Origin of the sequence: Actinokineospora guangxiensis, from assembly GCF_042657845.1 — a bacterium.
Classification (GTDB): Bacteria; Actinomycetota; Actinomycetes; order Mycobacteriales; family Pseudonocardiaceae; genus Actinokineospora; species Actinokineospora guangxiensis.
The window spans coordinates 199630-224588 of the sequence record NZ_JBHSKF010000004.1 but is presented as its reverse complement, the minus strand read 5'-3'; the positions used below and the strand labels follow the sequence as shown (position 1 = coordinate 224588).

Genomic DNA, 24959 nt, shown 5'->3' with positions numbered 1-24959 from the left:
GGCAACTCAGCGCCACTGCCGGGCGACGTGTTCGGCCAGATCAGCCAGGGTGGCCGCGGGGTCGGCCATGGCCTGCTCCACCGAGCCCACGTGCTGGGACACCGAGTGCACCTCGGCGATGCCCACCGACGCGGCCTGCGTGCGCCCGACGCTGGCCTGCCCGGACAGCGCCAGGCAGGGAACGCCCCGCTCGGCGGCCGCGGCGGCCACCCCGGTCACGAGCTTGCCGCGCAGCGACTGCCAGTCGAAGCTGCCCTCGCCGGTGATCACCAGGTCGGCCCCGGCGACGGCCGAGTCGAGCCCGGTCGAGGCCCGCACGAGCCCCGCGCCGGAGGTCGGCACCGCGCCGATGGCCAGCAGCGCCGCCCCGAGCCCGCCCGCGGCGCCCGCGGCCTCCACGTCGGCGATCGGCTTGGACCGGTCGGCGAGCACGTCGGCCCAGCGGGTCATGCCCGCCTCCAGCCGCGCGACGGCCTCGGCGTCGGCGCCCTTCTGCGGGCCGAAGGTGACGGCCGCGCCGTGCTCGCCGAGCAGCGGGTTGGTGACGTCGCTGGCGGCCACGACCTCGTCGAGCCCACCCAGTTCGAGGTCGCCATCGATGCGCGCGCAGCCCGCCAGCGCCGACCCGCCGGTCGGCAGCGGCGCACCGTCCTCGCCGACGGCGATCGCGCCCAGCGCGGCGAACAGGCCCGCGCCGCCGTCGGTGGTGGCCGAACCGCCGAGGCCGATGACGGCGCGGCGGTATCCGCGGTCGCGGGCGGCGGCCAGCAGCTGGCCGACCCCGTAGGTGGTGGCCCTCTCGCACGACTCGGCGCGCCGGTCCTTGGGCACCAGGTGCAGGCCCGCGGCCTCGGCCGACTCGATGTAGGCGGTGCCGTCGTGGCCCAGCCAGGTCGCCCGGACGGGCTCGCCGAGCGGGCCGGAGACGGTCTCGGTGTGCAGCTCGCCGCCGAGCGCGGCGTGCAGCACCGCCACGAACCCGGGGCCGCCGTCGGCGAGCGGACGAAGGACCACGTCGTGTTCCGGGGCGCCTCTGCGCCAGCCGTCGGCGATCGCCGAGGCGGCTTCCGCCGCCGTCAGGGTCCCGCCGAAGCAGTCCGGGGCTATGACCACTCGCACAAGCCGGAGCATAGCGATCACCGGGGTTGTCATACCCTTGTCGGTGTGAGGTTCCTTCGCCGCAACTCGACCACCGACTCCGCCGAGCAGGCCGAGGAGTCGGCCGTCACGGTGGGTGAGAACCCGGTGCCCAAGGGCTACACCCCGAGCAAGGGCCGGGCCACCCCCAAGCGCAACGAGTCCGAGCGCAAGCGCGGCCCGGTCGCGCCGCCGCCGAAGACCACGCGCGAGGCGATCCGCCGTTCCCGCGGTTCCAAGGAGGACCGCAAGGCGATGGCGGCCAAGCGCCGCGAGCAGCGCGTCCAGCAGCGCGAGCGGATGATGGCAGGCGACGACAAGTACCTCATGCCGCGCGACCGCGGCCCGGTGAAGGCCTACATCCGGGATCTCGTGGACTCCCGCCGCAACCTGCTGGGGCTGTTCATGCCGCTGGCCGTTGTGGTGTTCGTCGCACTGCTGTTCCCCGCCGTGATCGTGCAGTACTGGGCGACGCTGTTCTGCCTGATCATGCTGGTGGCCATGATCTTCGAGGCCATCCTCAACGGCCGCCGGGTCGCCAAGCAGGTCAGGGCCCGGTTCCCGAAGGAGACGATCCGCGGCTTCGGCATCGGCTGGTACGCGTTCGTGCGCGCCACGCAGCTGCGGCGCATGCGCGTCCCGAAGCCGCGCGTCCGGGTGGGCGAGGCGGTCTAGACCCGGCCGTGGCGGGCATTTAGTTCGCACGGCGAACTATGCTGGGCCCATGGAGTTTCGTCGTCTCGGCCGCAGCGGCCTGAACGTCTCGGAGATCTCGTACGGCAACTGGCTCACCCACGGCTCACAGGTCGAGGAGGAGGCGGCGCAGGCCTGCGTGAAGGCGGCCTTGGCGGCCGGGATCACCACCTTCGACACCGCCGACGTCTACGCCAACACCAAGGCGGAGTCGGTCCTCGGCCGGGCCCTCAAGGGCGAGCGCCGGGAGGGCCTGGAGATCTTCACCAAGGTCTTCTGGCCGACCGGCCCCGGCGGCCCCAACGACCGCGGCCTCGGCCGCAAGCACATCATGGAGTCCGCGCACGCCTCGCTGCGCAGGCTCGGCACCGACTACGTCGACCTCTACCAGGCGCACCGCTACGACCGCACGGTGCCGCTGGAAGAGACGATGACCGCCTTCGCCGACCTCGTGCGCCAGGGCAAGGCCCTCTACATCGGCGTCTCGGAGTGGAACGCCGAGCAGATCAGCCGGGGCGCGGCCCTGGCCAGGGAGCTGAACGTCCCGTTCATCTCCAACCAGCCGCAGTACTCGATGCTGTGGCGGGTCATCGAGCCGCAGATCGTGCCGGTCAGCGAGCGCGAGGGCATCTCGCAGATCGTCTGGTCGCCGATCGCCCAGGGTGTGCTCACCGGCAAGTACAAGCCGGGCGCCGAGCCCCCGGCCGGGTCCCGCGCGACCGACGAGGCGGGCGGCAAGAACATGATCTCGCGCTGGCTGCGCGACGACGTGCTCACCGCCGTGCAGGGCCTGACCCCGCTCGCCGAGCAGGCCGGCCTGTCGCTGGCCCAGCTGGCGATCGCCTGGGTCCTGCAGAACCCGAACGTCGCCTCGGCGATCATCGGCGCGTCTCGGCCGGAGCAGGTCACCGAGAACGTCAAGGCGGCAGGCGTGAAGCTGGAGGACGACCTCCTGGCCAAGATCGATGAGGTCCTGGAGGGCGTGGTCGAGCGCGACCCGACGCTGACCGTCACCCCCTGACCTGACACGCGCGTCAGCCCCCGCCGGAAGTGCTCGGCGGGGGCTGACGCGTGTTCAGAGCCTGGTCAGGAAAGCCCGGAAGGCGGCGGCGTCAAACCGCAGCGCTCCCCGGTCACGGGCCTTGGTGTCCCGGACCCGGGTCTCGCCGGGGGCGACCGACACCTCGACGCACTGGTCCTGCGATGCCGACCTACTGCTCTTGCGCCACTCCACTGAGTTCCCACTTCCGGCCGATCTTTCGCCGTCGTAGTAGAACAGGGTCATGGACCCCGCGCTCGCCGGATAGGGACCAGCGCTGAACGGGATCACCCTGACCGTCGTGGCATGGTCCCGACCGGCGGCCAGCAACCTGTCGAGCTGCTCGACCATCACGGCGGAGCCGCCGACCACCCGGCGGAGCGCGCTCTCGTCGATCAGGGAGACCAGCCGGAGAGGCCGGTCTTCCCGACTGCGCAGGGCTTGCCGCTCGTGCCGTTCGGCCGGAGCCGCCTTGTTCCACTCCTCCGGGTTGTCCCTGATGTGGTTTCGCAGCGCCAGCGCCTCGGTGTAGGGCCTGGTCTGCAACATCCCGGGGATGACCGCCGTGTCCAGGGTGCGCTCGACGTCGGCTTCCATCTCGTCCAACCGGAACCGCCGGTAGGCCACCGGGAGCGCCTTGGCGAAGCTGACCGCCGAGGTCGGGACGTCGGCGATCTCCCAGAGCGTGAGCGCCTGCGTCCGCTGCTCGTCCGTCGCGCCCACCAGCCCCAGGACGGCGAGCACGACCGGCCAGCCGGGCAACGCGTCCCCGGACAGCAGCCGGAAGATCGTCGGCCGCGGGCACCTGACCTGCCGGACGAGGTCGTCCACCTGCAGGCCCGACTGCTCGATCAGCGGCTCAGTCATGCGCGCAGATCTGGTGCCCTACATCGCCTCGTGGACGGGCGAGGTAGTGGCGAAGCCCGACATCGTGGAACACCCGAGCGGCCTCGGGATCGCCTTCCGCGACGAACAGCTCATCGACCGCGACAGCCGAGGCGTCCTCTGGGACCGCTACTCCGTCCGGCAGGGCGAGGGCACACCGCGCTACGCCGACATCCACCCCGCACGCCAGCGCCGCGCCATGCGCGTGCTGCTGTGCCAGGTCTGCGGCGGCCAGGCCGACACCACCCCCGACGGCGTCCTCTGGCTGCTCCCCGCCGAATCCACCTGGCCGGGCTGGCCTTCGGTCCACGGCGTCTCCGGCCTGCGCTACCGCGCGGCCCTGCCCCACCCGGTCGTCACCGGCCAGGTCACCGTCTCCCACGCCGACCCGGCCATCCGCTGGGTCCTGGCGACCAAACTCGTCCGCGTCCTGGACGAGTGCGACATCCTCTAGACGTCGGTCAGGAGTGCAGGCTCATCGGCCCGTAGACGACATCCTCGCCGTCGAACAGCGTGGCCTCGTCCACCCCTTGCTCCGCCAGCTCGCGCCAGTTCTCCGACAGCCAGGACTCCGCTTCCTGCTGGTCATCGGCGCGCGGGCTCTCGCGCGGGCCTTCGGTGGTGTCGTACCGCCAGAAGTAGGTCACCACCGAACGGTAGCCTGCGCGCCCGTGAGCAAGACGCTGGTACTCGGAGGAGCCCGGTCAGGCAAGTCGGCACACGCCGAGTCCCTGATGGGCACCGACACCCTCTACCTGGCCACCGCCCGCCGCATCCCCGGCGACACCGAGTGGGACGCCCGCATCGCCACCCACACCGCCCGCCGACCCTCCACCTGGGACACCCTGGAAACCCCGGACACCACCAGCCTCACCACCGCCATCGAGACCGCGACCAAGCCGCTCCTCATCGACGACATCGCCACCTGGCTGACCAACGCCATGGACGACGCGAACGCCTGGACCTCCCCCCACCCCGACCTCGCCCCCGCCACAACCGCCCTCGTGGCCGCCGTCAGCCGCTGCCCGGCGCCGATCACCGTGGTCTCCTCCGAAGTCGGGTTGGGTGTCATCCCGCAAACCCGCTCTGGCAGGCTCTTCCGCGACGAGCTCGGCGCGGTGAACGCGTCCCTGGCCCAGGTGTGCACCCAGGTGCTGCTGCTGGTCGCGGGGCTGCCGCTGCGCCTCAAGTGAGGAGTGGAGGCGCGCCGGTGAGCGACACCGCGTTCCCGATCGTGGACCCGCCCGACGCGGCAGCGCGGGACGCGGCGCGGCAGCGGCAGGCGCAGCTGACCAAGCCGGCGGGCTCGCTCGGCAGGCTGGAGGAGTTGGGCGTCTGGATCGCCTCCTGCCAGGGGGTCTGCCCGCCGAGGCCGTTCGCCAGGCCGAGGATCGTGGTGTTCGCCGGCGACCACGGTGTCGCCGCGCACGGGGTGTCCGCCTTCCCCAGCGAGGTCACCGGGCAGATGGTGGCCAACTTCGCCGCGGGCGGCGCGGCGGTCAACGTCCTCGCCGCCGCCGCGGGCGCGACCGTGCGCGTGGTCGACATGGCCGTCGACGGGGAGACCGCCGCCGACGACCTGAAGGTGCGCCGCTCGTCCGGCTCGATCGACCGCGAGGACGCGCTGACCGACGAGGAGACCGCCACCGCGGTCATCGCCGGGCGCGCGATCGCCGACGACGAGATCGACAGCGGCGCCGACCTGCTCGTCGCGGGCGACATGGGCATCGGCAACACCACCCCGGCCGCGGTGCTGATCGCCGCGCTCACCGGCGCCGAGCCGGTCGCGGTGGTCGGGCGCGGCACCGGGATCGATGACCAGGGCTGGATGCGCAAGGCTGTCGCCGTGCGCGACGCGCTGCGCCGGGCCCGCAAGGTGGGCACCGACCCGCTGGGCCTGCTGCGCACCGCGGGCGGGGCCGACCTCGCCGCGATGGCCGGGTTCCTCGCCCAGGCCGCCGTGCGCAGGACCCCGGTGATCCTCGACGGCGTGGTCGTCGGCGCGGCGGCCCTGGTGGCCGAGGAGATGGCTCCGGGGGCGGCGCGCTGGTGGGTGGCCGGGCACCGCTCGGTCGAGCCCGCGCACCACCTGGCACTGGAGCGCTTGGAGCTGGAGCCGGTCCTCGACCTGGGGATGCGCCTTGGCGAGGGGTCGGGGGCCGTGGTGGCGCTGCCGATCGTGTCCGCCGCCGTGCGGGTGCTCGCCGAGATGGCGACGTTCGGCGAGGCGGGCGTCAGCACCGGCTGATGCGCCTCGCCTTCTCCTGGCTGACGGTGCTGCCGCTGCACGTGGCCACCGTGGACGCCAGCGCCGCGCGCCGGGCGATCGCGGCGGCCCCGGTCGTCGGTGTCGCCCTGGGCGCGCTCGTGGCCGTTCTGCTGTGGACAGCGGGTCTGCTCGGCCTGCCGCCGCTGCTCGGCGGTGTGCTCGCGGTGGCGTTCCTCGCGCTGGCCACCCGCGGCATGCACATCGACGGCCTGGCCGACACCGCCGACGGCCTGGGCTGCTACGGGCCGCCGGAGCGGGCGCTGGCGGTCATGCGCGACGGCGGCGCGGGCCCGTTCGGGGTGGCTGCGCTGGTGCTGGTGCTGCTCGGGCAGGCCGCTGCGTTCGGCGCGCTGCGCCCGGAGTCGCTGGGAGTGGCGGTGCTGGCGGTCGCCGTCGGGCGGATCGCCTTCCCGCTGTGCTGCGTGCGCGGTGTCCCGGCGGCGCGACCGGAAGGGCTCGGCGCGCTGGTCGCGGGGACGCAGCCGTGGGCGGTGCCCGCGGCGTGGCTGGCGGTCGCGGCGCTCGCGGGGCTGTTCGCCGTCCCGGGAAAGCCGTGGGCGGCGGCCGGGGTCCTGCTCGCCGCGCTGCTGGTGGCGGGGCTGGTGCGGCACGCGCGACGGCGCTTCGGCGGGATCACCGGCGACGTCCTCGGCGCGGCCTGCGAGCTGTCGGTGCTGCTCGTGCTGGTCCCGGGGGTCCTCTGAGGTCGAGAACCCCCGGGTTCGGCTCAGCCCAGCGTGGTCAGCCAGCCGCGGGTGTCGGCGACGCCGCCGCGCTGCAGCGACACCAGGGTCTCGCGCAGCTGCGTGGTCACCGGGCCGGTGCCGCCGCCGCTGATGTCGAAGGAGCCGCCCGCGTGCTTGACGTGGCCGACCGGGGTGATCACCGCGGCCGTGCCGCAGGCGAAGACCTCGGTCAGCTCACCGGACTCGGCCTTCTTCTCCCACTCGTCGGTGGAGATGCGGCGCTCCTCGACCCCGTAGCCGAGGTCCTTGGCCAGGGCCAGCAGCGAGTCGCGGGTGATGCCGGGCAGCAGCGAGCCGGACAGCTCGGGGGTGACGACCCTGGCGTCCGCGCCGGAGCCCAGCACGAAGAACAGGTTCATGCCGCCCATCTCCTCGACCCAGCGGCGCTCCACCGCGTCGAGCCACACGACCTGGTCGCAGCCCTGCGCGGCGGCCTCGGCCTGGGCGACCAGGGAGGCGGCGTAGTTGCCCGCGAACTTGGCCGCGCCGGTGCCGCCGGGGGCGGCGCGCACGTACTCGGCCGAGAGCCACACCGTGACCGGCTTGACGCCGCTGGCGAAGTAGGCGCCCGCCGGCGAGGCGATCAGCAGGTACAGGTAGCGCGAGGACGGCCGCACGCCCAGGCCCGCCTCGGTGGAGATCATGAACGGCCGCAGGTACAGCGACTCCTCGGCCTGCTCCGGCACCCAGCGCGCGTCAACGGCCAGCAGCTCGCGCAGCGAGGCCATGAACAGCTCGTCGGGCAGCTCCGGCATGGCGATGCGGCGCGCGGAGTCGCGGAAGCGGGCGGCGTTGGCCTCCGGCCGGAACGAGGCGATCGAGCCGTCCGGCTGCCGGTAGGCCTTGAGGCCCTCGAAGATGGCCTGCCCGTAGTGCAGCACCATCGCCGACGGGTCCAGCGAGATGGGGGCGAAGGGTTCGACGCGGGCGTCGTGCCACCCGCTGGAGGAGTCGTGGCGGATCGTCACCATGTGGTCGGTGAAGTGCGCCCCGAATCCCGGCTTCGCCAGTACCTCCGCGACCCGCTCCGGGGTCGCCGGGTTGGGGTTCGGGGTGAGGGTGAATGGCGTCATGCGCAAACGGTATTCGCAGTCCCCCGCCAGGGGAAATCAGCGTCCCGAAGTTCGGACGTCCGACTATCGGGCGGCTACCTGTCGTGACGGCGGGCTGACGCCCAGCACGCGAGGACGCCCACCCCGAGGAGGGCGGCGCCGACCCCGAGCGCGGGGACCGAGACGTTGACCGAGAGCACCACGCACAGCGCCAGCCCGCAGCAGCCGGTGCGCACCCACGTCGAGCGCTGGCAGCGCTCCAGCGCGCGGGCCGCGGAGTTGACCATGGCGAAGTAGCCCAGCAGCAGCGTGGCGGCCAGCGCGGCGGCGAACCCGGCGGGCAGCGCCAGCGCGACCAGGCCCGCGCAGGCCACGACGACAACCCCCGAGACGGCCGCGCGTCCCGGCAGCTCGGGCATCTCCCCGGCGACCCTGGCCGCGTCGGCGAGCAGCGGCCGCACGGCCAGCACGGCCAGCGCCGCGACGCCCAGGACCAGCAGCGGCCGCAGGGCGGTCCCGTCGGCGGCGGCCAGGGCGTCGCGCAGCGGCGCGGGCGAGACCGCGGCCCGCGGCCCGCCGAGCTGGCGCAGCACCGCGTAGACCACCACGCCCAGCACCGCCGTCGCCCCCGCGACGAGGGCCAGCGCCTTCACCGGGCGCGCGCCCGCGAGCCGATCGAGCCCGGCGAACCCCAGGAACAGCAGGCCTGCCGCCGAGACGGTCCCCCGCCAGTCGTCCGCGCCCGCGACATCGCCCGCCGCCGCGACCGGGGCGACCGCGAGACACGCCACGACGATCACGCCAATTGTGACGATCACCACATACAGCACAGGTGCGGGCACCCGGACCCTGGTCACCACCAGCGCCCCCGCGGCGACCACCACCAGCGCCGACACCACCCCGGGCGCCGACGGCAGCACCGCGGGCCCGGCCAGCGCCGCGAGCGCTCCCGCGGCGACCACCCGGCCCGCCAGCGCCAGCACCCCGGCGATCCGGCCACCCCACACCCCGCGGACCGCGGTGACGTGGGCGTACCCGCTCATCGGACCGTGCACGGCGGTCAGGTCGGCCAGCGACATCGCGGTGAGCCCGGCGGCGAGCGCGGTCAGAACCAGGGCGGCGAGGGCGAAGACACCCGCCTCGGCCAGCGCGGCGGCGGCGGCGAGCACGCCCGCGGCCGCCGCGGTGAGCAGTGAACCGGGCACCATAGCCGAGGTCGCCGCCTTCACCTGTCCCAGTTCTGTCACGGTCACAACCGTGCCAGACGCCCCGGCGATTCTCCAGGAGCACCGGTTGAACGGACGGCGCAACTCGTTAGCATGCGTCATCATCTCGCCCCGGACCCACGAGGCCGTGAACGGACCGCCCTTCCCTAGGAGCCCATCAGTGACCGCCCCCAAGCTCGCCCTGGCCACCGCGTCCGCGGCCGAGGCCGCCGTCGACGCGCTCGTCATCGGCACCGTCCGCACCGAAGACGGCGTGGCCCTGCAGCCCGGCGCCGAGGCCGTGGACGCCGCGTTCGGGGGCGACCTCGTCGGGACCCTCACCGCGCTCGGTGCCACCGGCAAGTCCGAAGAGGTCGTCAAGCTGCCCTCGCTGGGCAAGATCCCGGCCACCGTCGTCGTCGCCGTCGGACTCGGCGCGGACGACAGCGGCGACGGCATCACCGGAGAGCAGGTCCGCCGCGCCGCGGGCGCGGCCAGCCGCGCGCTCTCCGGCACCGCCAAGGTCGCCAGCCTGCTTTCCACGGTGAACCTGCAGGCGGCCGTCGAGGGCGCCGCGCTCGGCGCGTACTCCTTCACCGCGTACAAGTCCAACGGCGCCAAGGACAGCGGCATCACCAAGGTCGACTTCATCGCCCCCGCCGAGGGCGCGACGAAGGAGCACAAGGCCACGCTGAAGGCCGCCACCGCGATCGCCGAGGCCGTGGCCACCGCCCGCGACTTCATCAACACCCCGCCGAACGACCTCTACCCGGCCTCCTTCGCCGACAAGGCCGCCGCGCTCGGCCGCGCCGCGGGCCTGACCGTCGAGGTGCTCGACGACAAGGCGCTGCGCAAGGGCGGCTTCGGCGGCATCGTCGGCGTCGGCTGCGGCTCCACCCGCGGCCCGCGCCTGGTCCGGCTGACCTGGAAGGGCCCGCGGGCCAAGAAGAAGGTCGCCCTGATCGGCAAGGGCATCACCTTCGACACCGGCGGCATCTCGATCAAGCCGGCGGCGTCGATGGACCAGATGACCTCGGACATGAGCGGCGCCGCCGCGGTCGTGGCCACCGTCGTGCTGGCCGCGAAGCTGAAGTACCCGCTGGAGGTCACCGCGACCGTCCCGATGGCGGAGAACATGCCCTCCGGCGACGCCTACCGCCCCGGCGACGTGCTGACCATGTACGGCGGCAAGACCGTCGAGGTGCTCAACACCGACGCCGAGGGCCGCCTGATCCTGGCCGACGCGATCGTGCGCGCCTGCGAGGACGCCCCCGACTACCTGATCGAGACCTCCACGCTGACCGGCGCGCAGCTGGTGGCACTGGGCAAGCGCACCTCCGGGATCATGGGCGAGCCCGAGTTCCGCGACCGCGTGGCCGCCATCGGCCGCTCCGTCGGCGAGGGCGCCTGGGCCATGCCGCTGCCCGAGGAGCTGCGTGGCGACCTCGACTCCCGCCTGGCCGACCTGGCCAACGTCACCGGCCACCGCTGGGGCGGCATGCTCGCCGCGGGCGTCTTCCTCGGCGAGTTCGTCGCCGACGGCGTGCCGTGGGCACACGTCGACATCGCGGGCCCGGCGTACAACGCCGAGGGCCCGTGGGGCTACACCACCCGCGGCGGCACCGGCGTCCCGGTGCGCACCCTGGCCGCCGTCTTGGCCGACATCGCCGAGAACGGCTAGTCCGACGCAGAAGGGGGAGGGGCGGGGCTCAGCCCCGGCCCTCCCTCTTCTGCTTGGCCATGTAGTCGCGCATCCGCTGCGGGTAGCCGACGCGCGCGACCTCGTACACCGGGATCTGGCGCTTCTTGCCGAACGAGATCGCGCTCTCGAAGTCGGCGATGCGCCGCCGCGTCCACTCACCGTCGTGGGCGACGAGCACCACCGTGGAGTTCGTGGTGTTGGTGCGCGGCTCGAAGTACACCTCGACGCCCGTGTGGCTGTTCACCCACTCGTCCAGGTGCGAGGTGTCCTGCTTGCTGGCCTGGCGCAACGTGCCGGGCCGCTCCTTGCCGCGCTTGCGGCGAAGCGCGTCGAATAGCCCCACGACCGCTCCCCTCCGGTATTGGACGGTTTGAGCCCTTCGTCGTCATTCTCCCAGCCGAACCCGTGAGTAACCTGAAGGTGGTCTCCGACACCCCGGCCACCTCGCAGACCCCCGCCGCGAAGTGGAAAGATGTCTTCTGGTGGCACGCCCGGCCACCAGGCGCGGGCGGCCTGGACACGTAGCCGTTTCGTCAAGGAGATCCCGTGACAGACACCCCCGCCACAGCCGACCTGGTGATCCTCGGCGGCGGATCGGGGGGCTACGCGTGCGCCTTCCGGGCCGCCGAGCTGGGCATGTCGGTGATCCTGGTCGAGAAGGACAAGGTCGGCGGCACGTGCCTGCACCGCGGCTGCATCCCGACGAAGGCGCTCCTGCACGCCGCCGAGGTCGCCGACCTCGCGCGCGAGGGAGACCAGTTCGGCGTCAAGTCCTCGCTGGAGGGCATCGACATCAACGGCGTGAACTCCTACAAGGACGGGATCGTCGGCAACCTCTACAAGGGCCTGCAGGGCCTGTTCAAGGCCAACAAGGTCAGCGTGGTCAACGGCGCGGGCACGTTCGTCGGCCCGAACTCCGTCGAGGTCGACGGCAAGCGCTACACCGGCAAGAACGTCGTGCTGGCCACCGGCTCCTACGCGCGCTCGCTGCCCGGCCTGGAGATCGGCGGCCGGATCATCACCAGCGACCAGGCGCTGAACCTGGACTACATCCCGGAGAAGGTCGTCGTGCTCGGCGGCGGCGTGATCGGCGTGGAGTTCGCCAGCGTGTGGCGCTCCTTCGGCGCCGAGGTGACCGTCGTGGAGGCGCTGCCGCGCCTGGTGCCCGCCGAGGACGAGTGGGCTTCCAAGCAGCTGGAGCGCGCCTTCCGCAAGCGCAAGATCGCCTTCAAGACCGGTGTGCGGTTCACCGGGGCCACGCAGAGCGACTCCGGCGTCAGCGTGTCGTTGGAGTCCGGTGAGACGCTGGAGGCCGACCTGCTGCTGGTGGCCGTCGGCCGCGGCCCCAACAGCGCCGGGCACGGCTACGAGGAGGCCGGGGTGGCGATGGAGCGCGGCTTCGTCACCACCGACGACCGCCTGCGCACGAACCTGCCGGGCGTCTACGCCGTCGGCGACCTCGTGCCCGGCCTGCAGCTGGCCCACCGCGGCTTCCAGCAGGGCATCCTCGTCGCCGAGGAGATCGCGGGCCTGAACCCGAAGCCGATCGATGAGGCGGGCATCCCCAGGGTGACCTACTGCAACCCCGAGGTCGCCTCCGTCGGCCTGACCGAGGCCCAGGCCAAGGAAAAGTTCGGCGCGGCCGAGACCCTGGTGTACGCGCTCTCCGGCAACGGCAAGAGCCAGATCCTCAAGACCTCCGGCGGCGTGAAGCTCGTCCGCGAGCCGAACGGGCCCGTCGTCGGCATCACGATGGTCGGTGAGCGCGTCGGCGAGCTGATCGGTGAGGCGCAGCTGATCTACAACTGGGAGGCTTTCCCGGAGGACGTGGCGCCGCTGGTGCACGCCCACCCGACGCAGAACGAGGCCCTGGGAGAGGCGTTCCTCGCCCTCGCGGGCAAGCCACTGCACGTGCACGGCTGACCCCAGGTCAGTCCCAAGAAGACCCGTCAGCCCTAGCAAGCCCGAGGAGTCCTGGACAACATGGCGTTCTCCGTAGAGATGCCCGCGCTCGGCGAGAGCGTGACCGAAGGCACCGTCACGCGGTGGCTCAAGCAGGAGGGCGACACCGTCGCCGTCGACGAGCCGTTGCTGGAGGTGTCCACCGACAAGGTCGACACCGAGATCCCCTCCCCCGCCGCAGGCGTGCTGCAGAAGATCGTGGCGCAGGAGGACGAGACCGTCGCCGTGGGCGCGCAGCTGGCGGTGATCGGGGACGGTTCCGGGGATTCCGGTGGCGACTCGGGCGGCCAGGAGGAGAAGGCCGCCGAGGCCGAGCCCGAGCCCGAGCCGCGCGAGGAAGAGGAGTCCGCGCCCGCGCCGCAGCCGTCGCCGGACGCGCCGAAGGGCGGCGGCAAGGGCACCGACGTGACCATGCCCGCCCTGGGCGAGAGCGTCACCGAGGGCACCGTGACCCGCTGGCTCAAGCAGGTCGGCGACAGCGTCGACGTGGACGAGCCGCTGCTGGAGGTGTCCACCGACAAGGTCGACACCGAGATCCCGTCGCCGGTCGCGGGCACGCTGCTGGAGATCACCGCGGGCGAGGACAGCACTGTCGACGTCGGCGGCAAGCTCGGCGTCATCGGCGACAAGTCGGCCGCCGCCGAGCCTGAGCAGCCGAAGGACGAGCCGAAGCAGGAAGAGCCCAAGCAGGAGGCTCCCCAGCAGGAAGCTCCCAAGGAAGAGGCCCCGAAGCAGCAAGCCCCCAAGCAGGAGGCGCCCAAGGCGGCTCCCAAGCAGGAGGCTCCCCAGGCCGACTCCTCCCGCGGCTCCGCCCAGGACGGCTCCCCGTACGTGACGCCGCTGGTCCGCAAGCTGGCCGCCGAGCACGGCGTCAGCCTGGACTCGGTGCGCGGCACCGGCATCGGCGGGCGCATCCGCAAGCAGGACGTGCTGGCCGCCGCCGAGGCCGCCAAGGCGCCCAAGGCCGAGCCCGCCAAGGCCGCGCCGAGCACCCCCAGCGCGCCGAGCAAGCCGGTGCAGGTGGACACCACGCTGCGCGGCACCACGCAGAAGATGTCGCGCCTGCGCCAGACGGTCTCGCGCCGCATGGTCGAGTCGCTGCAGACCGCCGCGCAGCTCACCCAGGTCGTCGAGGTGGACATCACCAAGGTGGCCAAGCTGCGGGCCCGGTCCAAGTCGGCCTTCGAGCAGCGCGAGGGCGTCAAGCTGACGTTCCTTCCGTTCTTCGCCAAGGCGACCGTCGAGGCGCTCAAGCAGCACCCCAAGCTCAACGCCTCGATCAACGACGAGACCAAAGAGGTCACCTACCACGCCGCCGAGCACCTGGGCATCGCCGTGGACACCGAGCGCGGCCTGCTCACCCCGGCCGTGCACGACGCGGGTGACCTGAACCTGGCGGGCATGGCGGGCAAGATCGCCGACCTGGCCGAGCGCACCCGCGCCAACAAGGTCACCCCGGACGAGCTGTTCGGCGCGACGTTCACGCTGACCAACCTGGGCAGCATGGGCGCGCTGTTCGACACGCCGATCATCCCGGTGCCGCAGGTCGGCATCCTGGGCGTCGGCCTGATCGTCAAGCGCCCGGTCGTGGTGACCGACGAGAACGGCGACGACTCCATCGCCATCCGCTCGATGGTCTACCTGGCGCTGACCTACGACCACCGCCTGGTCGACGGCGCCGACGCGGGCCGCTTCCTCACCACGGTGAAGAACCGCCTGGAAGAGGGCGCCTTCGAGGCCGACCTCGGTCTCTAAAGAGCACCGCCGAACGGGCCGCTCCCTCGGGGGCGGCCCGTTTGTCGTCGGCGACAAAGCTGCTTTGACCTGCGAGCACGCTCCTTGACCGGGCTATCTACGCGTCAGTAGCTTCAGGGCCCCTGCCTGCCCTGCCCCTAGGGAGAACCGCCGTGTCCACGCGCACCACCCGACTCGCACTCGCGGTCCTGGCCGCCGCGACCGCCGTCGCCACCACCGCGACCCCTGCCGCCGCCGAACCGCTGAACTACGTCGCGCTCGGCGACAGCTACGCGGCGGGCTCGGGGGTGCTGCCCATCGCGCCCGGCTCCCCTCTGCTCTGCCTGCAGTCGGCGAAGAACTACGCCAAGGTCATCGCGGGCGCGACAGGCGCCACGCTCACCGACGTCACCTGCGGCGCGGCCGAGACCCGCCACTTCACCACCGCCCAGTACCCCGGCCTGCGCCCGCAGCTCGACGCCGTCACCGCCGACACCGACCTGGTCACGGTCAACATCGGCGGCAACGACAACTCCGTCTTCGCCACCGCCGTGCTCGCCTGCGGCTCGGCGGGCCTGCTGACGCTCGGCTTCGGCAGCCCGTGCAAGAACACCTGGGGCGGCCACTTCACCCGCCAGATCGAGGAGAAGACCTACCCCGCGGTGAAGGCGGCGCTGGAAGGCGTGCACCGCAAGGCCCCGAACGCGCGCGTGGCGATCCTCGGCTACCCGTGGATCGTGCCCACCGAGTTCGACCGCCCCTGCTTCACCAAGCTCCCGATCGCCCGCGGCGACGTGCCCTACATGCGCGCCGTGCAGGGCCGTCTCAACGACGTCATCGCGCGCGCCGCGGCCGAGACCGGCTCGGTGTTCGTGGACCTGGCGGCGGTGTCCAACGGCCGCGACGCGTGCAAGCCCTCGGGCACGCGGTGGGTCGAGCCGCTGTTCAACGTGGCCGAGCTGAGCATCGTGCACCCGAACACGCGTGGCGAGGCCGGGATGGCCGCCGAAGCCATGCGGGTGCTCGGACTGGGCTGACCCCCGACAGCCCTGTCGTGCGAGGGCCGGACGGGTCAGGGACGATCACCGCATGCGCGTCGTCGTCGCCGGCTCGTCCGGGTTCCTCGGTTCCGCCTTGGTCACACATCTGCGCGGGGCGGGCCACGACGTCCTTCGCCTGGTGCGCCGCGCCCCGGCGGCAGCCGACGAGCGCGGCTGGGACCCGCCCGCCGGCAAGATCGACGCCGGTGCGCTCGACGGCGCGGACGCGGTCGTCAACCTCTGCGGCGCGCCGCTGTGGACGCGGCGCTGGAGCGGCGCGCGCAAGCAGGTGCTCATCGACAGCCGCGTCGAGCCGACCGAGGTGCTGGCCTCGGCCGTGGCCGAGCACGGCATCCCGGTGCTGCTGAACCAGTCGGCCGTCGGCTACTACGGCGACACCGCCGGCGGCCCGCACGGCGAGTCCGCCCCGCGCGGCGAGGGCTTCGCCGCGCAGCTGTGCGAGCGCTGGGAGCAGGCCACCGCCGCCGCGGCGGGGGCGCGCGTCGTGCTGCTGCGCACCGCGCCGGTCCTGGCCGCCGGCGGCGGCATGCTGGCGCCCCTGCGCCCGCTGTTCACCGTGGCGCTGGGCGCGCGACTGGGCGACGGCCGCCAGCACATGCCCTACATCCACGTAGCCGACCTGAACGCGGCCACCGCGTTCCTCCTGGAGTCCGATGTAGAGGGACCGGTCAACCTGACCGGTCCGACCCCGGCCACCAACGCCGAGTTCACCAAGGCCTTCGCCGCGGCCCGCCGCCGCCCCGCGCCGTTCTCCGTCCCCCGCCCCGCGATGCGCCTGGCCATGGGCGAGCTGGCCGACGACCTGCTGCGCGGGCAGCACCTGGTGCCCACCGCGCTGAGCGGCGCCGGCTTCGAGTTCCGGTACCCGACCGTGCGCGCCGCGCTGGCAGACACCGAGCGCGGATGACGCGGGTCACCTCGGGCGCGATCCTGCTGATCGCCTTCCTCGTCCTCGGGCTCACCGTCTCCGACACCACGCCGACGATCGACCGCTTCGCCGCCGACGCGCTCGGCGGCGGCTGGCAGCAGACCATCGGCGACATCACCTTCGTCGTGAGCGCGGTCCTCGGCCCGGTGCTGCCGGTCGCGCTGGGACTTGCCCTGCTCGTGGGCGCGGTGCTGGCCCACCGGCGCGGCGACGTCGCCCGGCGCGGCCTGCTGCTGCGCGCGGTGGTGCTGCTGGCCGTGTGCCGGACGGTGTCGCTGGTCAAGCCGCTGTTCGCCAGGGACCGCCCGCGCGAGTACCCGGATTTCAGCTTCCCGAGCGGGCACGTGGTGTCGGTCGCCTCGGTGGCGTTCACGCTCGTCGTGCTGTGCGCGTGGCTGGCGGCGCGGCGGGTGCGCGCGGTGCTGTGGTGGTCGATCGCGGCGGTGGTCGTCGCGGCGCTGTGCCGCATGATCCTCGACGTGCACTGGCTCACCGACGTCCTCGGCGCGACCCTCGGCGTGGTCGGCCTCGGGCTGCTGACGGCGACGGGTCTCAAGCTGCTGCCCGCCCGACCGCAGGGCGTAAAGTCACCGGTGTGAGCGCACCCCTCTCCGCCCGCGCCGACACCCACCCGGTGTCCGTGCGCGAACTCGGTGTCATCGAGTACCTGCCCGCCTGGGACCTGCAGCGCGAGATCGCCACCGCCCGCGCGGACGAGCAGGGCCCGGACACGCTGCTGCTGCTGGAGCACCCGTCGGTCTACACCGCGGGCAAGCGCACCGAACCCGCCGACCGCCCCACCGACGGCACCCCGGTCATCGACGTCGACCGCGGCGGCAAGATCACCTGGCACGGCCCCGGCCAGCTGGTCGGCTACCCGATCATCAAGCTGTCGGACCCCATCGACGTCGTGCGCTACGTCCGCCGCGTCGAGGAAGCCCTGATCTCCGTCTGCGCGCACTTCGGCCTGGAAACCGGCCGCGTCGACGGCCGCAGCGGCGTCTGGCTCCCCGCCGACACCACCCGCCCCGAACGCAAGATCGCCGCCATCGGCATCCGCGTCCAACGCGGCGTCACCCTCCACGGCTTCGAGATCAACTGCGACGCCGACCTCTCCGCCTTCGACGCCATCGTCCCCTGCGGCATCCGCGACGCGGGCGTCACCTCCCTCACCGAGGAACTGGGCCGCCGCGTCACCGTCCCCGAGGTCCTCCCCCTCGCCCGCGACGCCGTCCTGGCAGCCTTGGCGGGCGACCTGCCCGTCCAGGACCACGACATCCGCCGGGCTGCCCCGCAGAGCCCAGGAGTCACCTTCGCCCTGAGCTGACCGCGGGCCGCCGCGGGCCAGGCAGTTGATGTTGTCACCCGAATGGGCCCGCACACCGCGCGTAGCATTTCCCCTGTGAAGCGCAACACATTGTTCGTGATCATGCCGTTCGGTGCGCGGCCGCTGGAAGACGGCACCCGGCACGACTTCGACGCCTTCTACCAGCAGGTTCTGAAGCCGATCGGGATCGCCGAGGGGTTCAACGTCCTGCGGATCGATGAACTCCCGACGAGCGGGACGATCACCCACCAGGCCATGGAGCACCTGTACCGGGCCGACCTCGTCCTGGCCGACGTCAGCTCGCCGAACAGCAACGTCTACTACGAGCTGGGTGTGCGCCAAGCCCTCTCAGCGGGGGGAACCGTCCTGGTCGCGGTCAAGGGGACGATCCTCCCGTTCGACATCGCGAGCCAGCGGGTCCACTTCTACGAACGGGAGTTCGCCGCCGACAGGAAGTTCGCCGCCCGCCTCCGGGAAGTGCTCGGCACCCGCACGGGCTCCTCGTCCAACCCCGTCTTGGACGCCCTCCGGGACCTCGGGGTCGCGCCCGACCCGGAGTCCTCCGGAGCCGCACTGGAACGCGAGTTCTACGCCAAGCTCTCCCGCGCCACCCGGGACGAGCAGCTGGTGGCGCTGTGGAACTGGGCCAAGCCTTTCCCCAACCTGCCGGTGTCCGGCTTGCTGGCCCTCGCCGAACGGCTGGCGGCCGTGGAGGACTGGGCACGCGCGGCCGAGGTGCTGGCGGCCGGGTACCCGGCCGCGCAAGCCGATTACGAGGTGCACCGCCAGCGGGGCTTCTACCTGCGCAAGAGCGGCGATGTCGAGGGCGGCATCGCCGAGCTGGAGGAAGCCCTGCGGTTGAACCCGAACGACCCCGACACCATGGGCATGCTCGGCGGCACGATGAAACGGCTCAACCGCTACACCGAGGCCCTGCGCTACTACGCCGATGCCGTCCGGATCGCGCCGAGCAGCCTCTACCTGCGGGTCGGGCACGCCGGGATGCTGATCCTGGCCGACCCCGTCCACCGTCCCGAGGCGGAGCGGCTGTACGGCGAACTGCGCACTTCGGTGGACGAGTCGGAGACCCTCGTCGGCGACTACTGGGCGGATCTGGTGTCCGCCGAGGCGCATTTCGTCCTCGGCGACTTCTCCGAGGCGCACAGGCGGGCGGAGGACGCCATCAGCAACGGCTGCCCGCCCGCTGCGGCGCAGTCGACGGCGGAACAGATCAGAGCGCTCGGAGACGCGGGGGTGCACCCCGCCAAGGCGGCCGGTTTCGCCACCTGGCTCGTCTCCCGCGCGCGCAACCGCGGCGGTGTCTCCACGGTCGACCCGTTCGCCCCGCCCCACCGCCCGCACCTGCTCTTCCACATCTCCGATGTGCACTTCGGACCGCTCCGGGCCGGGGAGACCGGCGGGGCCATGAGCGTGCACCGGTTCGAGCCCGACCAGAACACGCTGTCCCTGCACGAGACCCTCGCCGACGAGTTCCGAGCGGCGATCAAGCGGGAGAAGTGCGCGCCGGAGGACACGACCGTCGTCGTCTCCGGCGATCTGGCCTACACCGGCCAGCAGGACGAGTTCGACCGCGTGCACGACTTCCTGGTCGCGCTCTGCGCGGAGATCACCATCAGTCCGAAGCAAGTCGTCCTGGTCCCCGGCAACCACGACATCGACTGGACTGCGCCGAAGCACGACATGGGACGGCGTTTCGACAACTACCTGTCCTTCGCCAGGAAGTTCTACGGCAAGGACCTCTTCCACCAGCTCTACCCGCTGGTGACGTGGAACTTCGAGGTCGACAAGCGAAGACCGGAACCCAACGAGCTCATCTCCTTCGCCAAGCACGGTCCCTACACCTTCGTGGGATTGAATTCCTGCATCTTCGAGGACGACCAGAACCACTACGGCTACGTCGGCCTGCGCCAGCTCAACTCCGTGCAGCGGCGCCTGCGGGACTTCTCCGGCGACGACGGCGAGGACGGCATCCGGGTGGCGGTCATGCACCACCACCTCCACCCCTACCCGGAGGCGCTGAGGTCGGCCAGCAAGGCCAGCGACATCGTCCTGGACCTCTCAACGGTCCGCGACGCGGGCATCGTGGAGCAGCGGCTGTCCCGCATGGGGTTCTCCCTGCTCCTGCACGGCCACAAGCACAAGCCGCAGCTCCGCGAGACCTCCGTCCTCAACCGCGACGAGAGCACCGCACACGCGGCCCGCTCGCTGATCGTCTCCGGGTGCGGGAGCACGGGGGTGGCCGAGGAAGGCTTGGAGCACAACCAGTCCAACCACTTCGCGATCATCAAGCTGCTCCGCAACCGGCGTGAGGCAGGCGTCGACTTCGTGCAGGTCGAGTGGCGCGAGATGGCTCTGCAACCAGGCGCGGAATGGAGATCCAGCGCCCGCTGGGTCCTCAAGGGGTGAGCCGGTGGCCCGCGACCAGAGGACCCGTCGAGCGGTGCCTCGCAACCTCAGCCACCCTCCGATCTCGCGCAGCGCCCCCGACACGACTCACCGAGAGCGGCTGGAATCACTCTTCCGCTGGGCCGAGGAGCGCACCCAGCGCACCATCGACTGGTACCTGTGGCGCAAGACCAGTCGGTCCCGGCTGTCGAAGGCGTGCCGTGCCGCCGCGATCCTGCTGGGCGTCGCGGGCGCGGCGCTGCCCCTGGTGCACTCGGCCTACCCGCCGGGACCGGCGCCGGAGTGGGGTTTCGTGCTGCTCGCGCTCTCGGGTGGCTGCGTGCTCGCGGACCGGCTCTTCGGTTTCAGCTCGTCCTGGACGAGGTTCATGCGCACCCAGGCCGCCCTGCAGGCCGAACTCGCGGTGGCCCAAGCCCGTTTCCTGGGCTGGTCCGGCGCTCAGGGCGACACCGAGGCGGTGACGCCGGAATCGGCGGCCGACCTGATAGCGATCACTCAGGAGCTGATCGAGAAGACCTCGGCGGTGGTGCTCCAGGAAACCGCCACGTGGGCCGACGACCTGACCGTGCAGATCGATCAAGCGGACGCCCGCTTCACCTCGCCCGGCGGTCCGCTCGCCCCATGACCGCGGGAGCCGCTCGGGCCGTCCGGCGTCACCGACTCCTGCGCATGCCCTCCAGCACCCGCACGACCGTCCCCGACACCTCCGCCACCGCCCGCTCCGGCTCCTCGGCGTCGGCGATGATCGCCGCGCCGGCCGCCAGCGCGCCGAACAGTATCCGCGTCGTGGTCTCGACCGGCAGCTCGTCCAGCTCCCCCGCCGCGACCAGCGACTCCAGCACCGCTTTGACCAGCCCGAAGCTGAAGTGCTCCTCGGCGGCGCGCCACCGCTCCCAGCCCATCACGACCGGCCCCTCGTGGATCACGATCCGCCGGTACGCGGGCTCAAGGCACACCCGCACGTAGGCGTTCACGCCGCCGATCGCCCGGTCCCACGCCCCTTCCGGGCCGCCGGCGACCACCTGGCCGAGCCGGGCCATGACCGCGGCCTCCACCGCCTCGAAAGCGGCCTCGAACAGCGCCTGCTTGCCGGTGAAATGGTGGTAGAGCGCCCCTTTGGTGAGCCGGGCCCGCCGCGCCACGGCGTCCAGGGACGTCGCCGCGTAGCCGTTCTCGGTGAACAGCGAGACCGCGGAGTCGACCAGGGCCTGCCGGGTCGACTCGCTGTAATCGGCCTTCCGCGACTGCGCTGTCACCACGTTCACACATTACGACATACCGACGGCACATACCGGTGGTACGGTGACCCCATACCAACGGTATGCCGCAAACCCACGGTATGGCGAAGGTCACGGGACGAGGGGAACCACGACCATGAGCTGGAGCGACTACTACCGCAGGCGCGACGCCCTGGACGCCGTGCTCGACCAGGCCGCCCGCGACCCGGAGGGCCCGCTGCCCTTCGGCGAGCAGGCCGCCGCCGAGTTCGCCGATCGCCGCGAGCTGCTGCTGGCCCTGCACTACCGCTGGTCGGTCCGGCTCACCGGGCGCGTCGGCATGGCGCAGGCCGACGCCGAGCGCGACCCCTCGGCCGACCGGGTCGACGCCGTGGCGCGGGCCTGGCGGGCCACCGCGGCCGAGCACCCCGTCCTGCGCCGCGTCCTCGACGCCCACCCCGTGGGCCCGGCCGTCGCGGGCGAGCAGCGGATGCTGGCGCTGGCCGCCGGGCTGGCCGAAATCGACGAGCCCGCCGCCGAGATCACCAGGGTCGGCGCCGCCTACCTCGCGCTCATCCGCACCGCGCCGTGCCCGGTCCGGCAGCGCACCACCCGCGTCGAGCAGTTCCTGCGCAGGCTCGTCGCGAGCGCCTGAGGCCCCTCTCAGCGCCCCGCCCCGAGCATGGGGTAGTACTCACGGGTAGCAGAAGGAGGGCACAACCATGGCGTGGTCCGAAGCCGACATCCCCGACCAGAGCGGCCGCACGGTGCTGATCACCGGCGCGAACTCCGGCCTCGGCCTGCGCAGCGCGCAGGTGCTCGCGGCCAAGGGCGCGCACGTGCTCATGGCCTGCCGGTCGACGGAGAAGGGCAAGGCCGCGCTGGCCACCGTCGACGGCGCCGCCGAACTGCTCCAGCTCGACCTCGCCGACCTCGCCTCGGTGCGCAAGGCCGCCGCCGAGGTCCGCGAGCGCACGGGCGACCAGCTGCACGTCCTGATGAACAACGCGGGCGTGATGGCCCCGCCGAAGGGCAAGACCGCCGACGGCTTCGAGACCCAGATCGGCACCAACCACCTCGGCCACGCCGCGCTCACCTGGCTGTTGCTGCCGGCCGTCACCGACCGGGTCGTCACCGTCTCCAGCATCGCCCACCGCGGGCGCGGCTTCGACATCGACGACCTCAACTGGGAGCGGCGCCGCTACAGCGCGGGCGCGGCCTACAGCGCCTCGAAGCTGGCCAACCTGCTCTTCACCTTCGAGCTGGACCGCAGGCTGCGCGCCGCGGGCTCGTCCGTCCGCTCGGTCGCCGCCCACCCCGGCATGACCGACACCGAGCTGTCGGCGAACACCTTCCGCGCCCGCGGCCCCGTCGCCAACGCCCTGAGCAAGGCGGTCTCTTTCGGCAACCGGTTCATCACCCAGTCGCTGGCCCAGGGCACGCTGCCGCAGCTGCTCGCGGCCACCGGCGACGTCGCGGGCGGCGAGTACTACGGGCCCACCCGCCTCTCGGAGATCTTCGGCCCGCCCGGCCCCGCCCACCCGCGCGCCGCCGCCCGCAACACCGAGCTCGCGCGCAAGCTCTGGGACCGCACCGCCGAGCTGACCGGTGTCGCCCCCGAGCCCGCCTGAACCGGTTCTGACCTGCGGGAGTGACGCGGGTGACACCAGTCACGTCAGGGCCCGGCGTAGCCTGGCCACGTGACGGTCACGCCTGAGGGTCGGAAGCTGCTGCGCCTGGAAGTGCGCAACAGCGAGACGCCTATCGAGAAGAAGCCCTCGTGGATCAAGACCAAGGCCACGATGGGTCCGGAGTACCGCGAGCTGAAGGGCCTCGTCCGACGCGAGGGCCTGCACACCGTGTGCGAGGAAGCGGGCTGTCCGAACATCTTCGAGTGCTGGGAAGACCGCGAGGCCACCTTCCTCATCGGCGGCGACCAGTGCACCCGGCGCTGCGACTTCTGCCAGATCGACACCGGCAAGCCCGCCGACTTCGACCGCGAGGAGCCGCGCCGGGTCGCCGAGTCGGTCCAGGCCATGGGCCTGCGCTACTCCACGGTGACCGGCGTCGCCCGCGACGACCTGTCCGACGGCGGCGCCTGGCTCTACGCCGAGACCGTCCGCCAGATCCACGCGCTCAACCCCGGCACCGGCGTCGAGCTGCTCATCCCGGACTTCAACGCCGTCCCCGAGCAGCTGGCCGAGGTGTTCTCCGCCCGCCCGGAGGTCCTGGCCCACAACGTGGAGACCGTCCCGCGCATCTTCAAGCGCATCCGGCCCGCGTTCCGCTACGAGCGCTCCCTCGAGGTCATCACCCTGGCCCGCGCCGAGGGCCTGATCACCAAGTCGAACCTCATCCTCGGCATGGGCGAGACCCCCGACGAGGTCACCGAGGCGCTGCACGACCTGCACGACGCGGGCTGCGAGATCATCACCATCACCCAGTACCTGCGCCCCAGCGTCCGCCACCACCCCGTCGAGCGGTGGGTCAAGCCGGAGGAGTTCCTGGAGCACAAGGAGACCGCCGAGGCCATCGGCTTCGCGGGCGTCATGGCGGGCCCCCTGGTCCGCTCCTCCTACCGCGCGGGCAGGCTCTTCACCCAGGCCGTCGCCCACCGCGGCGACACCATCCCGGAGAACCTGCGCCACCTGGCCGAGGCGGGCGAGGCCCGCCAGGAGATCAGCGCCCTCCTCCGCAAGTAGCCCCTCGGGGTCGGCTCCGGGACTGATTTCCGGGGGAACCCGGTTATGCGACGCTCCCTCTGAACGAGAGACTTCACGAGCGGCGCCAGAGGGGGCCGCCGCCGTACCCGAGGGGGACCACCACCGTGGCACTGCTGACCGACGTCCTCACCTGGCTCCAAGGGCTCCCGCAGCCCGCGCTGGTCGCCGCCACCGGCGGCCTCGTGCTGGCCGAGTGCACCATCGGCCTTGGCTTCATCGCCCCAGGGGAGGGCGGCCTGCTCATCGCCGCCACCACCGTCAACTCCGTCTCCCGCTTCGTCATCCTCTGGGCTGTCGTGACGGTCTGCGCGGGCATCGGCGACTCGATCGGCTACGCCATCGGCCGCCGCTTCGGCCCCCGCCTGCGCGAGACCAAACTGATCCAGAAGTACGGCGTGGACGGTTGGGACAAGGCCACCGGCATCATCCGCAAACGAGGCGCCTGGGCGGTCTTCTTCGCCCGCTTCCTCCCGGTCGTGCGCACCCTGACTCCGGCGGCGGCGGGCACCTCCGGCCTGCCCTACCGCAAGTTCCTGCCCGCCGTGGTCGCGGGCGCGGCCTGCTGGTCGGCCCTCCACATCGCCATCGGCGCCGCTCTGGGCGAAGCGGCCAAGCGGGTGGAGAAGTACATGGGCGCGGGCGGCCTCTTCATCGTCGGCGGCGCCGTCCTGGTCTTCGTCATCGTCCACATCGTCCGCAAACGCCGCAAGAACGCGCTGCCCCCCGTCACCGCGCCCACCACGGCCTTCGCGGCCACCGCCCCAGCGGCCTCGGAGAAGTCCGAAGAGCCCTCCCGCTGAAGTCCTTTCGGTGGATGGCCGCCCACGCCCCCAGCGGGGTCACCAGGCGGCC

At 72.4% G+C, this 24959-nt stretch carries 26 protein-coding genes; 19 read left to right on the top strand and 7 right to left on the bottom strand.

The window, feature by feature from the left end; translation table 11 throughout:
- Nucleotides 1–6: 6 nt before the first annotated feature.
- Nucleotides 7–1119, bottom strand: a complete 1113-nt coding sequence (locus ACFPM7_RS11345; protein ID WP_378246813.1) for a glycerate kinase family protein — start codon at nt 1117–1119, stop codon at nt 7–9.
- 45 nt (nt 1120–1164) lie between these two features.
- Here ACFPM7_RS11345 and ACFPM7_RS11340 point away from each other — a divergent pair, with 45 nt between their 5' ends.
- Both ACFPM7_RS11340 and ACFPM7_RS11335 read left to right on the top strand, forming a co-directional pair.
- A complete protein-coding gene (locus tag ACFPM7_RS11340) occupies nt 1165–1812 on the top strand; it encodes a DUF3043 domain-containing protein (protein ID WP_378246811.1) in 648 nt (215 codons plus the stop codon).
- Between the two features lie 49 nt (nt 1813–1861).
- Nucleotides 1862–2851: an aldo/keto reductase family protein gene (locus ACFPM7_RS11335; RefSeq protein WP_378246810.1), complete on the top strand. Its 990-nt coding sequence runs from the start codon at nt 1862–1864 to the stop codon at nt 2849–2851.
- Nucleotides 2852–2905: 54 nt separating this feature from the next.
- On the opposite strand, the gene ACFPM7_RS11330 is transcribed toward ACFPM7_RS11335, so the two are convergent.
- Nucleotides 2906–3736, bottom strand: coding sequence for a DUF397 domain-containing protein (locus ACFPM7_RS11330; protein WP_378246808.1), 831 nt, complete (start codon nt 3734–3736; stop codon nt 2906–2908).
- Between ACFPM7_RS11330 and ACFPM7_RS11325 the strand changes: the two genes are divergently transcribed.
- Nucleotides 3735–4208, top strand: a complete 474-nt coding sequence (locus tag ACFPM7_RS11325; protein WP_378246806.1) for a hypothetical protein — start codon at nt 3735–3737, stop codon at nt 4206–4208. The genes ACFPM7_RS11330 and ACFPM7_RS11325 overlap by 2 nt on opposite strands.
- A gap of 7 nt (nt 4209–4215) precedes the next feature.
- On the opposite strand, the gene ACFPM7_RS11320 is transcribed toward ACFPM7_RS11325, so the two are convergent.
- A complete protein-coding gene (locus ACFPM7_RS11320) occupies nt 4216–4401 on the bottom strand; it encodes a hypothetical protein (protein ID WP_378246804.1) in 186 nt (61 codons plus the stop codon).
- 24 nt (nt 4402–4425) lie between these two features.
- Here ACFPM7_RS11320 and cobU point away from each other — a divergent pair, with 24 nt between their 5' ends.
- From cobU to cobS, 3 genes are read left to right on the top strand one after another with little or no spacing between them, the layout of a single operon-like run.
- Entirely contained in the window at nt 4426–4947 is a 522-nt protein-coding gene (gene cobU / locus ACFPM7_RS11315; RefSeq protein ID WP_378246802.1) for a bifunctional adenosylcobinamide kinase/adenosylcobinamide-phosphate guanylyltransferase, read from the top strand.
- A gap of 17 nt (nt 4948–4964) precedes the next feature.
- Nucleotides 4965–6002, top strand: a complete 1038-nt coding sequence (cobT, locus tag ACFPM7_RS11310; protein ID WP_378246800.1) for a nicotinate-nucleotide--dimethylbenzimidazole phosphoribosyltransferase — start codon at nt 4965–4967, stop codon at nt 6000–6002.
- Nucleotides 6002–6727, top strand: a complete 726-nt coding sequence (gene cobS, locus ACFPM7_RS11305) for an adenosylcobinamide-GDP ribazoletransferase (RefSeq protein WP_378246798.1) — start codon at nt 6002–6004, stop codon at nt 6725–6727. The genes cobT and cobS overlap by 1 nt, the downstream gene beginning before the upstream one ends.
- A gap of 23 nt (nt 6728–6750) precedes the next feature.
- Here cobS and ACFPM7_RS11300 read toward each other — a convergent pair whose 3' ends face one another.
- Both ACFPM7_RS11300 and ACFPM7_RS11295 read right to left on the bottom strand, forming a co-directional pair.
- Nucleotides 6751–7842 carry a branched-chain amino acid aminotransferase gene (locus ACFPM7_RS11300; RefSeq protein WP_378246796.1) on the bottom strand — a complete coding sequence of 364 codons (1092 nt, stop codon included), beginning with the start codon at nt 7840–7842 and terminating at the stop codon, nt 6751–6753.
- A gap of 74 nt (nt 7843–7916) precedes the next feature.
- A complete protein-coding gene (locus tag ACFPM7_RS11295) occupies nt 7917–9068 on the bottom strand; it encodes a hypothetical protein (protein ID WP_378246795.1) in 1152 nt (383 codons plus the stop codon).
- 139 nt (nt 9069–9207) lie between these two features.
- Here ACFPM7_RS11295 and ACFPM7_RS11290 point away from each other — a divergent pair, with 139 nt between their 5' ends.
- Nucleotides 9208–10707, top strand: coding sequence for a leucyl aminopeptidase (locus ACFPM7_RS11290; RefSeq protein ID WP_378246793.1), 1500 nt, complete (start codon nt 9208–9210; stop codon nt 10705–10707).
- 28 nt (nt 10708–10735) lie between these two features.
- Here the strand turns inward: ACFPM7_RS11290 and ACFPM7_RS11285 are convergent, their stop codons facing one another.
- Entirely contained in the window at nt 10736–11071 is a 336-nt protein-coding gene (locus tag ACFPM7_RS11285) for an oxidoreductase (RefSeq protein WP_378246791.1), read from the bottom strand.
- Between the two features lie 203 nt (nt 11072–11274).
- On the opposite strand from ACFPM7_RS11285, the gene lpdA reads away from it, so the two are divergent.
- The 8 genes from lpdA (at nt 11275) to ACFPM7_RS11245 (ending at nt 20792) form a co-directional block, all read left to right on the top strand.
- The gene (lpdA, locus tag ACFPM7_RS11280) at nt 11275–12651 is read left to right on the top strand and encodes a dihydrolipoyl dehydrogenase (protein ID WP_378246789.1); all 1377 of its coding nucleotides are present in this window, start codon (nt 11275–11277) and stop codon (nt 12649–12651) included.
- Between the two features lie 60 nt (nt 12652–12711).
- Nucleotides 12712–14445 carry a 2-oxoglutarate dehydrogenase, E2 component, dihydrolipoamide succinyltransferase gene (gene sucB / locus ACFPM7_RS11275; protein WP_378246787.1) on the top strand — a complete coding sequence of 578 codons (1734 nt, stop codon included), beginning with the start codon at nt 12712–12714 and terminating at the stop codon, nt 14443–14445.
- Between the two features lie 152 nt (nt 14446–14597).
- Nucleotides 14598–15461, top strand: coding sequence for an SGNH/GDSL hydrolase family protein (locus ACFPM7_RS11270; protein WP_378246785.1), 864 nt, complete (start codon nt 14598–14600; stop codon nt 15459–15461).
- A 52-nt stretch (nt 15462–15513) separates the two neighbouring features.
- Entirely contained in the window at nt 15514–16392 is an 879-nt protein-coding gene (locus ACFPM7_RS11265; RefSeq protein ID WP_378246783.1) for a TIGR01777 family oxidoreductase, read from the top strand.
- Complete coding sequence (locus ACFPM7_RS11260) at nt 16389–17012, top strand: phosphatase PAP2 family protein (RefSeq protein WP_378246782.1); 624 nt, start codon at nt 16389–16391, stop codon at nt 17010–17012. Before ACFPM7_RS11265 ends, ACFPM7_RS11260 begins: the two co-directional genes overlap by 4 nt.
- Complete coding sequence (gene lipB, locus ACFPM7_RS11255; protein ID WP_378246780.1) at nt 17009–17740, top strand: lipoyl(octanoyl) transferase LipB; 732 nt, start codon at nt 17009–17011, stop codon at nt 17738–17740. Before ACFPM7_RS11260 ends, lipB begins: the two co-directional genes overlap by 4 nt.
- Before the next feature lie 75 nt (nt 17741–17815).
- Nucleotides 17816–20167, top strand: coding sequence for a metallophosphoesterase (locus tag ACFPM7_RS11250; RefSeq protein WP_378246778.1), 2352 nt, complete (start codon nt 17816–17818; stop codon nt 20165–20167).
- 34 nt (nt 20168–20201) lie between these two features.
- Nucleotides 20202–20792: an SLATT domain-containing protein gene (locus ACFPM7_RS11245; protein WP_378246776.1), complete on the top strand. Its 591-nt coding sequence runs from the start codon at nt 20202–20204 to the stop codon at nt 20790–20792.
- 28 nt (nt 20793–20820) lie between these two features.
- Here the strand turns inward: ACFPM7_RS11245 and ACFPM7_RS11240 are convergent, their stop codons facing one another.
- Nucleotides 20821–21423, bottom strand: a complete 603-nt coding sequence (locus ACFPM7_RS11240; protein ID WP_378247227.1) for a TetR/AcrR family transcriptional regulator — start codon at nt 21421–21423, stop codon at nt 20821–20823.
- Between the two features lie 118 nt (nt 21424–21541).
- Here ACFPM7_RS11240 and ACFPM7_RS11235 point away from each other — a divergent pair, with 118 nt between their 5' ends.
- From ACFPM7_RS11235 to ACFPM7_RS11220, 4 genes are all read left to right on the top strand, one after another.
- Complete coding sequence (locus tag ACFPM7_RS11235) at nt 21542–22039, top strand: hypothetical protein (protein ID WP_378246774.1); 498 nt, start codon at nt 21542–21544, stop codon at nt 22037–22039.
- Nucleotides 22040–22106: 67 nt separating this feature from the next.
- Nucleotides 22107–23015: an oxidoreductase gene (locus tag ACFPM7_RS11230; RefSeq protein WP_378246772.1), complete on the top strand. Its 909-nt coding sequence runs from the start codon at nt 22107–22109 to the stop codon at nt 23013–23015.
- Nucleotides 23016–23084: 69 nt separating this feature from the next.
- Entirely contained in the window at nt 23085–24086 is a 1002-nt protein-coding gene (gene lipA, locus ACFPM7_RS11225) for a lipoyl synthase (RefSeq protein ID WP_378246770.1), read from the top strand.
- A 125-nt stretch (nt 24087–24211) separates the two neighbouring features.
- Nucleotides 24212–24907, top strand: a complete 696-nt coding sequence (locus ACFPM7_RS11220; protein ID WP_378246768.1) for a DedA family protein — start codon at nt 24212–24214, stop codon at nt 24905–24907.
- Nucleotides 24908–24959: the final 52 nt, after the last annotated feature.

Excerpts from the sequence above, each read along its gene's own strand:
- ACFPM7_RS11335 (WP_378246810.1), top strand. The coding sequence starts at position 1,862 with ATGGAGTTTCGTCGTCTCGGCCGCAGCGGCCTGAACGTCTCGGAGATC.
- ACFPM7_RS11325 (WP_378246806.1), top strand. The coding sequence starts at position 3,735 with ATGCGCGCAGATCTGGTGCCCTACATCGCCTCGTGGACGGGCGAGGTA.
- ACFPM7_RS11330 (WP_378246808.1), bottom strand. The coding sequence starts at position 3,736 with ATGACTGAGCCGCTGATCGAGCAGTCGGGCCTGCAGGTGGACGACCTC.
- cobS (WP_378246798.1), top strand. The coding sequence starts at position 6,002 with ATGCGCCTCGCCTTCTCCTGGCTGACGGTGCTGCCGCTGCACGTGGCC.
- ACFPM7_RS11300 (WP_378246796.1), bottom strand. The coding sequence starts at position 7,842 with ATGACGCCATTCACCCTCACCCCGAACCCCAACCCGGCGACCCCGGAG.
- sucB (WP_378246787.1), top strand. The coding sequence starts at position 12,712 with ATGGCGTTCTCCGTAGAGATGCCCGCGCTCGGCGAGAGCGTGACCGAA.
- ACFPM7_RS11265 (WP_378246783.1), top strand. The coding sequence starts at position 15,514 with ATGCGCGTCGTCGTCGCCGGCTCGTCCGGGTTCCTCGGTTCCGCCTTG.
- ACFPM7_RS11260 (WP_378246782.1), top strand. The coding sequence starts at position 16,389 with ATGACGCGGGTCACCTCGGGCGCGATCCTGCTGATCGCCTTCCTCGTC.
- ACFPM7_RS11235 (WP_378246774.1), top strand. The coding sequence starts at position 21,542 with ATGAGCTGGAGCGACTACTACCGCAGGCGCGACGCCCTGGACGCCGTG.
- ACFPM7_RS11230 (WP_378246772.1), top strand. The coding sequence starts at position 22,107 with ATGGCGTGGTCCGAAGCCGACATCCCCGACCAGAGCGGCCGCACGGTG.